Origin of the sequence: Candidatus Sodalis sp. SoCistrobi (genome assembly GCF_900143145.1) — a bacterium.
GTDB lineage: Bacteria > Pseudomonadota > Gammaproteobacteria > Enterobacterales > Enterobacteriaceae > SoCistrobi.
This window is the reverse complement of the sequence record NZ_FRDB01000110.1, coordinates 1-9,650: the sequence shown is the minus strand read 5'-3', so window position 1 is coordinate 9,650 and position 9,650 is coordinate 1. Positions and strand designations below refer to the sequence as shown.

Below are 9,650 nucleotides of genomic sequence, written 5' to 3'. Positions count from 1 at the left end.
TCAACGATCTGCTCTTTAACTCCCGGCTTTCGCGCTTCATAGCGGTAGGTAAGCTGGAATACACGGTGACAGCACTGACACCGGAAGCGTTCGCGCTTAGTTGGACTAAGGCCATGTCGATAAATTTCATCTGAATGGCAGCGAGGACAATGAACAGAAACTGTAACCACGTGGAAACCTCAAATAGAGGCAGAATATCACAAAAGTCAACTATTTGAAGGCATTACCACGTTTTTTTCCTACTGGGGGCAAATTGCCACGATTGAGAGGAGATGCCCGTGCCGAAGAGGGATTTCTTTTATCGGTTTGGTTAATAGAGGATGGTTCTACTGTAGTAGTGCCAGGCCCAGAAATGTTTGAAGGTTTCATTTTTATACCACTGTAATTTAATGATTACCTTATTAATAATTATTAAATTACATAAAACAATAAAAACGACTGCTCAGCTTATGATTCCTCTTATTGGAAAATATAGCGGCAAATTAATTCCGAATCAACCATCAAATTTCCTTTGCGTTTGTAAGTGTAAAAGATATCAACATCCTGTAAATGATGATTTTATCTGTGAGCGCGGATATTATAGGCTGAGAAATAAATTGTGTTTTTTCTGCCGAACCCAATGCGGTTTTCAAATTGAAAATAATCATTTTCCTTTCGGTTTTTAGAGTCACTTTGGCAGCAACCACAAGGCTTAAGATTTTTATGTCATATCATTAATTTTAACAATTCTGTTTATCTTGAATGGTAATTATAATCGAATGAAGTTTAAGTTGAATCGTGCCAGCGAATAACAAGAGCCAGAAAAATAGGTTAGTTCAAACGGTAATACCGTTACCAACGACAATCATCCGCACCTCAAGGTTTAGCGAAACATCGCATTGCAAAACAAAGGGGAGTTACCACTCGTTGCGATGCGGCCTAAGCGAGAAACTACAGCAGGACAGAGACATCGCACTGCGCATTACGCATGCCATTGTCAGAAATTATACAAAATAGCATCGCTGTGAGATTAGTCGCCTGAAAAGGACCACGCTAAGGACCAAGCTTTCGATTTCCGCTTGTATGACAATTAAAATGTAAGCGTGGGCTAAAATGTCTGAAGGGGGGGACTTTGTATTTAAAATAGATAATTCTACACCCTCTTTTTAATAATGGTGTGCTGTAGAATAGTAGATTTTAGCAATCTGGCGTTCAGCGCCAGCGCGCCGCTTGCTCAAACATAGCGTATTTGCGTGCCGCGCCGATGACCGATGACCTTTGGCAGCGGCTAAATGCGCTATACGCCCCAAGCAACTTACCCACTCACATTACCCTGGGCGAAAACATCTTACGCCCAGCACTAGACAACGTGCGGCCATCAGACCAAGCAAAAACAGGCAAGATAAACTATCCTTGCCTGTCTGGCTATTTATTGGCCCTGCATTTCACCGCAACGACGAGTTATTCCTTACCCCGGGGCGCCCCCCTTAACCGGCCTGACTGTCGGTCTCGGTCAAGGCCGTTGACGGTGGTGCGGCCTGCTCGGCGCCAAAGCCGCGCAGCCCGACCACGTGCACATGTTCCTGATTATTGAACACCTTGCGCACCAGTTTATACGTCGTCCCCTTCTCCGGGCTGATGTTTTCCGGCGCGGCGATAATCAGCTGCATCTGCAACCGGTCGCACAGCTCGAACAGCGTGGCGATAGATTTGGCATCCAACCGCGCCGCCTCATCGAGGAATAACAACCGACATGGCGAAATATCTTTGCCACGCAAGCGGCTGGACTCTTCTTCCCAGCTTTGCACCACCATCACCAGAATCGACATACCGGTGCCGATGGCCTCGCCGGTGGACAACGCCCCGCTCTCCGCGCGCAGCCAGCCATCGGCGCCGCGGTTGACCTCTACTTCCATTTCCAGATAGTTGCGATAATCTAGCAACTCCTCGCCGACCGTCTGCGGCGTGCGCTGCCCCAGATCGATTTGCGGGTTCAGCCGCTGATACAGCTTGGCCAACGCTTCGGAAAACGTCAGGCGCTGGCTGCTGAACAGATCCTGATGTTGCTCTTGCTGTTCGCTCAACACATCCAGCAGCGTCGCATGGGCTTCGCGCACGCTGACGTTCAGGCGCACGCTCTTCACCTGGCCGAAACTGACCGCCTGCAGCCCCTGATTGAGCATCCGAATACGGTTTTGCTCGCGCTGGATGGTTTTGCGGATAATGTTGGCCACGCTTTTGGAACTGATGGCCAGCTTTTGCTCGCGGGCAGTCAACTCTTCCGTCAGGCGATTGAGCTCGATTTCCATTTGCTCGATAGCTTCGACCGGATCGTCGGTGCGAATAATATCCTGGCGGATACGCTCGCGCAGATGTTGGTAAACGGCAATGAAAAATTGGATCTTGCGCTCCGGTCGCTTGGGATCTTCCGACAGCCGCAGTACATCGCGCAGGTGCTCATTGTCCGCCACCGCCAGACGCAGCGCCCCCAGTGCTTTATCCGACATGGAACGCAGTTCCTCCGCTTCCATATAGGCCAGTTCGCGGCGGTGCAGGCGGCGCTCAACGCCATTTTCTTTGACCAGCCGCAGCACCGCGCACCAACCGGCCTTGGCGCTGACCACTTGCTCGCGGGTCTGATAATAGTCACGCTCCAGCTTGCGCAATTTCTTTTGCAAGGCATCCATTTCCGCCTCGCAGAATGTCAGCTGTTTTTCCAACTGATTACGGCGACCGCGGTTCTGGCTCAGGGCCATATGCAGTTGATCCCGGCGTTCGCGGGCGCGGGCCTCGGCATTGGCGTCGGCCTGCACGCCGATGTCGTGCAACTCCTGCATCAGCTCTTTCAGCATATCCTGCTTGGCGTCAAAGGAGCTCTTCAGCGATGCCTGCACCTGACTGAATTGCGTCAGCTGGGCCTGATGAGCGCGCAGCGCATCGCGCGCCTGGCTGCGTTCAGCTTCCGCCCGTTCCAGACGCTGACGCAGTTTATCGTTCAGATCGGTATTTTCACTCAGCATGCCGGCGGAATCGGAGTAGCTGAAGTGGGTGCGGCGTTGCACCACTTCCGTCAGGGCGAAAGCCTGTTGCCGCGCCTGACGCTGGGTCTGCTGCGCCTGCTCGTAGTCGGCGCGCAGTTGTTCGTGCTGCTCGGGGTCGCTTTGCAGCACCGCCGCCAGCGGCTCCAGCTGATCCAGCGCCTTTTGGTGCTGACTTAAATAGCGCGCCGCTTCCTGGGCATCCTGCCAATCGGCCTGCACCGTTTCCAGCCGGTCTTGCAGGGTGTCATCCAGCAGGACGCCCAGTCGGGGGATAAGCCGATTAAGCAGTTGCAGCCCTTCGCGCGCCTGATCGTAGTGCTGCCGGCTTTGCTGATTCTGGCCGTGGTGATCGCTGAGCTCGCGTTCCAACTCACCGCGCCGGCCATTCAGCGTGCGCATCTCCGCTTCCGGGTCTGGCTCAAACGCCACCGCCAAATGCGCGCCGATAAAACGGCTAAAGGCCTGATGCTGACGCTGGATTTTTTGCACGTCAAACGACAGCGTGGCGTAGCGTTCCGCCAGCACGTCCCGCTCGGCGCTGAGTTTTTCCAACCGGCTTTCGCGCGCGGCGCCGCCAAACAGCGGCACCGCAGGAAAGCGCGAGTAACGCCACTGGCGGTCCGCCACTTTGACCAGCACCGCGCCTTCCAGCTCTTCCACGCCAAACACGTTGTCGTCAAACGACTGCGGATCCCCTTCAATCAGATAGAGATCATCCGGACAATCTTCCAACCCGTCCAATTGTTCCCGCACCCGCGACAAATCCGGCACGACAATCGCGTGGCGGGACGGGCCGTACAGCGCCGAGAAATACGGCGCGTCGTCAAGCGTCACGTCGTCATAGATTTCCGACAGCAGCACGCCGCCAAAACGCTCGGCCAGCGTTGTCAGGCGGGCGTCCTCGGTGCCCCCCGGCTGGCTGAGGCGCTCAATCTGCGCCTCGATGCGCCGCTTGCGTCCCGCGACCTCGTCGCGTTCCACGGTGGTTTCCCGCTCGCGCTCCAACAGGAGCTGCATGGTATCCGTCACCTGACGACTGCTGGTCAACGCTTCGCCGCTTTGCTCGCTCAGTGCCGTTAAGGCATCCTGCGCCGCCAGCCAGGCCGGCGCACGCGCGATGAGCTGTTCAATACGGGCGGTCACCTGCTCCAGCGTCTGGCGCAGCGCGAGGCGACGTTCGCCGGCCTCGGACACCGTCGCCGACAGCGTTTCGACCCGCGCCTCCAGCTCCTGCTGCACCGCGTCGAGCTTCTCGGCGGGATAATCCTGACCCATGCGCTGGCAAAATTCCTGCAGCAGCCGTTCGGCGTCTTGTTGTTCGCGCAGCCGCTGTTCCAGTTCATTGAGCTGGCTGCGCAACGCCTGCAGCCGCTCCGCCTGATGACGTTGCGACGCGGCGTCACGAATCAGTTCCCGCGCCGTTTGCCAGGCGTCGCTGCGGCTGACCTGACCGGCAATGTTTACCACCAACCCGTAGGCCTGTTCAAAACGGCTGCTGGCCGCCTCTGCCATATTCAGTTTTTGCTCAAAACCCAGCAGCCGCTCGGTGGCTTCCTGTTCGCGCTCTTGGTACATAGCCAAGGTCGGCGCGGCCTCTTCCCATGTCAACGCCGGAAGCGCGCACAGTTCGCGGGCGCGATCCAGGGCTTGCAGCGCCTGCTGGAATTGGATAGCGCGCGTTTGTTGCACATCCAGCGCCTGCTGATAGTCAGCCAGCTGGCTTTTCAGTTCATCCACCTCAAGCTCGGCCGCCTCCCGCCGCGCTTCGTTCTCCTGCTGCTGCTCGGCAGACTCGGCCACCACCTCATTTTGTTCTTCCAGCCGGAAGGTCAGCTCCTCCAGATCCTCCTGGTAGCGGCCGATTTTTTCCTGCTGGCGCATCGCGGTTTGCACCAGATTAAGATGATCGCTGGCGGCCTGATAATCGGTTTCCAAATCAGACTCACCGCCGCTGATTTCCGCCAGTTCCCGGGCCATATCGACGTGACGATACTGTTCGGAGGCCAATTGCTTGCGGCTGCCGAACAAGTCCCGGCGCAGGGTCAGGGCATCGTCCAAATGCACACGCCGTTCGTTGGCGTGGCGCATATAATCCGCCGCCACGTAGGCGGTGGCTTCGGAAATCAGATGTTTGAATAAATCCCGATCCGATTGGGTCACGCGGATCGCCTCAAGCGTCAGGCGGTTTTCGCGCAGCGCCGCTTCCATGTCCTGGAACGCTTTCCGTACCCCGCTGTTTTCCGGCAGCAGATAGTCGCGTAGCGATCGGGTAATCGCGCTGGAAATACCGCCGTACAGCGATGCCTCGATGAGGCGATAGTATTTACTGCGATCCGCGCTGGAACGCAGCCGGCGCGGCACCACGCCCAGATCGAACATCAGCGAGTGATAATCGGTGATGGAATTGAACTGTTTAAACAGGACGCCCTCAATTGCCTCGACCCGCTCTTTCAGCTCCTGCAGCGGTAACACCCGCGCCTGACGATCGCCCACCGTCATCGTCAGGATCTCGGTGGGGGTCACTTTGACCGGCAGCCCCTGGATCATGAACGGTTTGATGTCCACTTTGCGGTCGCGGCCGGCTATTTGTTGCAGGCGAACGCCCACCAGCACGCGCTGGTGGCGGGAGTTGACGACTTCCAGCGCCGAATAGCACACCCCGGCGCGCAGTTTGCCGTGCAGACCTTTATCGCGCGAGCCGCTGGTGGCGCCGGCTTCGGTAGTATTGCGAAAATGCAGCAGGGTCAAATCTGGAATAAGGGCGGTAATAAACGCCGCCATGGTGGTGGATTTCCCCGCGCCGTTACCGCCGGACAGGGTGGTGACCAACGCATCCAGATCAAACGTCCGGGCGAAAAAGCCGTTCCAGTTGACCAGCGTCAGTGAGCGGAATTTGCCACGTTCAATCATGCCTGTTCATCCTCGGGGCCATCCGCACTTTCGCCGGCGAGCGCCTCGTTTTCATCGTTATCATCCTGTTCATCGCCGAGCGACAGGGCGTTTTCCAGCGGCATCGCTTCGCCGTCGCGAATCATCCGCAGTTGCGCTTCACGCGCATCATCGCCGGTGCGCACATCGGCGCCGAAGCGGAATACGGATTCGGTAATGCGGAACTTGCTGGCGTCGTTGCCCATAAACCAAACCATGCCCAACCGGCGCAGCCGGTGAAGGGAGGCGCGCACTTTTTCCTGCAGCTTCTGCCTGTCCAGATCCGAGCCGGTGGAGCGTTGGTTCACCAGTTTCAACAGTTTATTTTCATCGGCCAGGCTCAATAGTTCATCGTACAGTTCCTGCTGGCTGAAAATGCCTTCGTGTGCCAGCCGTTCGGGACTCAGGTACAGATAACACAGAATTTTGCCCACCATCATGTCCAGCGCCGACAGCACCGAACGCGGAATCAGCGTAGTGGAACGCGGGCGCAGGTAGAAAAAGCCTTCCGGCGCGCGCAGCAGCTCTACGTTATAACGGCGGTAAAAGCCCTCCAGCTCTTCCTGAAAATCCATCAGGAAGGCATGACTATCCAACTCCTCAATGCCTATGTGGCGGCCGGAGCGAAGTTGACTGTCCAGCGCCGGAAACAAGGGGTTGGACAGCGCCTTCGCCAGTTTTACCGGCAAACTTTCTTCAATACTCATCGATGACATGGGCCTGTACCTTAGCGCCAAAATCGTTGATTACCTGCCAGTGTGCGGGTAACCCTGTAAAATCCGACCGGGCCACGCCCAGGCGCACCGCCTGGTCGACCACGATGCGCGCCACGTCGAAATGGCGCGCGCGCGGATACCGCGCCAGGTAATCGCGCATCACGGCGCCGAGATCGAGCGGCAATTGCTGCTGTTTGTACACCCCCAGCGCCTCATCCACCAGCGCCGCAATATGCTCGCGGATCTCATTGAATTCTTCATATTCCATATCCGGCGGCAATTCGCCGGTGACTTCGTCATTGCGCAGCGCCAATTCTTCGTCGCGCAGGTCCATCAGCCGATCGGCGTCGGCATAGGTCAGCGCCCAGGGGGCGTCAAAATAGTTTTGCACCGACTGGCGCAGGCGCTGGGCGAAGACGCGATTCTTATCCATGTCGATGGCGGTGCGGATAAAGCGGTGTACGTGGCGATCATAACCGATCCACAGATCGATCGTTTGTTGGCCCCAGCTGATAATCCGGTCCAGCTTGTTTTGCAGATCCAGCACCAGCTTATCGACGAACTGCAGTTCGTCATGGTTGAGCGTCGCATCCTGAATACGCAGTAAATTGGCCTGTAGTTTGTCCCCCGCCGCTTCCAGGGTATCTTGCAGCTCGCGCAGCGTGCCGGAGGTTTCCGATAACAGCAGTTCACAGCTGGAGATGGCGGCTCGCCAGTCCTGATTAAGCAGCGCGGCGATATCCTGTTTCACCCCTTGCTGCTGCTCATCCATGATGCGCTGGGTCATATCGATGCTGTCGAAAATTTCCGCCACGGAATATTTCAACGGCGCAAAGACATGCCGGTGCCAGTGGAATTCGTCGCCGTCTTCTTCCGCCGCGTCCGCCGCCCGCTTCAATTCCTGCGCAACAATGGACAGCTGGACCGACAGCCGCAGCGTGGAGAACTCGCGCTGGCGTATATAGTAATCGCTAATGCCGATACCGAGCGGCGTCAGGCGGTAAATAGCGTTACCCTCCGTCAATTCGCTGGTGAAACGGTTGAGGAGACGCTGACGCACCAGATCGTTGATGGCATTGTTGGCGCGTACCGTTACGGTTTCTTGGGTCTGTTCAAACCCTTCACTCACACAACGGAACGCATCCACCAGCTCACCTTCGCTCATTTCACCGTCCATCCGCTCGCTATTGAGCGTGGCGATGGCCAGCACAAAGGCCAGCCGATCGATAGGCAGCGAGAGTGAAAAATCATTTTTCCGGGCCCAGGCGACCAGTTCCGGTACAGTCTGGGAAAATTCGCTCATAATGCGTCCTTCAGGGTGGGTTTACGCGCCATCACGTGGATATAACGCCCCATACTGATAAATGGCTCCTGCCGGCAATAGCGTTGTTCCATCGCCAGCAGTGCGCTAAATTCATCCTGTTGTTGCTGTTTATTCTGCAGGTAATCATGAAACACCCGCACGCCGCTTTTGCCTATTGGGGCCAGTCCCATTTTTTCCAGCCAGCAATAAACGTCAGCCGGATCGCAGGGATGGTCGGGCATCAGCGATCGCCTTTTCCTTTTCGGCATGCCGGCCGCGACAAAAGCCATATTGCCCAGCAGCATATTGCGCATTACCAGACCGTGTTTATTGTAAAACATTAATGACAACGCGCCATCCCCGGCCAGGCACTGATTTAGTATTTGCAATAATGCCTCGGGCTGCGCGACCCATTCCAGTACCGCATGACACAATATCAGATCGACCGGCCTTTCCAAATGCGTAGCGATATCCTGGATCGCACTCTGTACACAGCGAAAGCGCTGCTCAACGCCCAGCGCTTTCGCCTGCAGTTGCGCGCGCTGAATCATTTGCGCCGAGAGATCGCACAGCACCACCTCGTGTCCCAGCGCCGCCAGTTGCGCGGCGATGCGCCCTTCGCCGCCGCCGGCGTCCAATATACACAGCGGCCGCTGGGGCAATTGCGCCAGCAATGCCTGGAGATCCTGCCATAATACCGCCTGGCGGATCTTTCCTTTGGTGGTGCCGTAGATATTACGCGCGAATTTGTCGGCGATATCGTCAAAATTGCGATCCTGTATCATGCAAGACTCCGGTCGGCCACGGCGGTAGAAGATGTTTTGTCGCCAGTGGGCGCGAGGGGTCTATTTTGTCACAGGCTGACGTAGAATGAATCATTCCAGCGCCGGATTGCGGCTGGTTGATTACATTTTACCCAATCGGAGCGTTGCCCTATGCTGTTTACCCTGAAAAAGTTTATCGGCGGCCTATTGCTGCCGCTCCCGCTGCTGCTCGTGGTGATGGGGGCCGGGTTGGTGCTGCTCTGGTTGAACCGCGGAACAAAGACCGCCCGGCTGCTGTTGAGCGCAGGTTGGCTGGCACTGCTGGCGCTGAGTCTGCAGCCAGTGGCCGATCGTCTGCTGGCGCCGCTGGAGGCCCATTATCCGACCTGGCAGCCTCATGGGGAAACCGTTAAATGGATTGTGGTGTTAGGGGGCGGATATACCTGGAACCCCGATTGGCCCCCTAGCGCTAACTTGATTAACAATAGCTTACCGCGGGTGACGGAAGGCATTCGCCAGTGGCGCGCCCACCCCGGCGCTACGATGGTGTTTACCGGCGCCAACGCCCCCGGCAATCCCGTCAGCAGCGCCGAGGCCGCGTCTCGCGTGGCGCAGAGCCTGGGCGTGCCGGCTGCAGCAATTGAATAACCCCGAGTTTATTAGAGAGTAATTTTGGCAATACTACGCCGCTTCCTCTGATGCTAATTGCAAAGCGTAATAGTTCATTTCGGCTTCAGTAGGAGGGATGTAACCCAGCCGCCCGAGCAGCCTTCTGTTGTTGTACCAGTCCACCCAGTCCACCCAGTCCAGCGTGGCCAACTCCACTTCCGTCCGGTTTTTCCAGCTCCCGCGGTGGATAACCTCCGTTTTGTACAACCCGTTGATACTCTCTGCCATCGCATTATCGTAGGAGTCGCCG

General features: G+C 56.7%; 6 protein-coding genes and 1 pseudogene. 1 reads left to right on the top strand and 6 read right to left on the bottom strand.

Annotation, left to right across the window (positions count from 1 at the left end; genetic code table 11):
- The 5 genes from CINSTRO3249_RS08940 to cmoM all read right to left on the bottom strand — a co-directional run.
- Positions 1-170: IS1 family transposase (locus CINSTRO3249_RS08940; protein ID WP_143146886.1), on the bottom strand; the 170-nt coding region annotated here is incomplete at its 3' end.
- Between the two features lie 1,296 nt (positions 171-1,466).
- Positions 1,467-5,930 carry a chromosome partition protein MukB gene (gene mukB, locus CINSTRO3249_RS08935; RefSeq protein WP_074013025.1) on the bottom strand — a complete coding sequence of 1,488 codons (4,464 nt, stop codon included), beginning with the start codon at positions 5,928-5,930 and terminating at the stop codon, positions 1,467-1,469.
- Positions 5,927-6,664 carry a chromosome partition protein MukE gene (mukE, locus tag CINSTRO3249_RS08930; protein WP_074013024.1) on the bottom strand — a complete coding sequence of 246 codons (738 nt, stop codon included), beginning with the start codon at positions 6,662-6,664 and terminating at the stop codon, positions 5,927-5,929. The genes mukB and mukE overlap by 4 nt, the downstream gene beginning before the upstream one ends.
- Complete coding sequence (mukF, locus tag CINSTRO3249_RS08925) at positions 6,645-7,967, bottom strand: chromosome partition protein MukF (RefSeq protein ID WP_074013023.1); 1,323 nt, start codon at positions 7,965-7,967, stop codon at positions 6,645-6,647. Before mukF ends, mukE begins: the two co-directional genes overlap by 20 nt.
- The gene (gene cmoM, locus CINSTRO3249_RS08920; RefSeq protein ID WP_074013026.1) at positions 7,964-8,749 is read right to left on the bottom strand and encodes a tRNA uridine 5-oxyacetic acid(34) methyltransferase CmoM; all 786 of its coding nucleotides are present in this window, start codon (positions 8,747-8,749) and stop codon (positions 7,964-7,966) included. Before cmoM ends, mukF begins: the two co-directional genes overlap by 4 nt.
- 153 nt (positions 8,750-8,902) lie before the next feature.
- Between cmoM and elyC the strand changes: the two are divergent.
- Positions 8,903-9,373 (top strand): annotated as a pseudogene (gene elyC / locus CINSTRO3249_RS08915) (envelope biogenesis factor ElyC); the annotation flags it as partial.
- 39 nt (positions 9,374-9,412) lie between these two features.
- Here the strand turns inward: elyC and CINSTRO3249_RS08910 are convergent.
- The coding region (locus CINSTRO3249_RS08910) for an integrase core domain-containing protein (RefSeq protein ID WP_143146883.1) at positions 9,413-9,650 on the bottom strand (238 nt) is incomplete at its 5' end.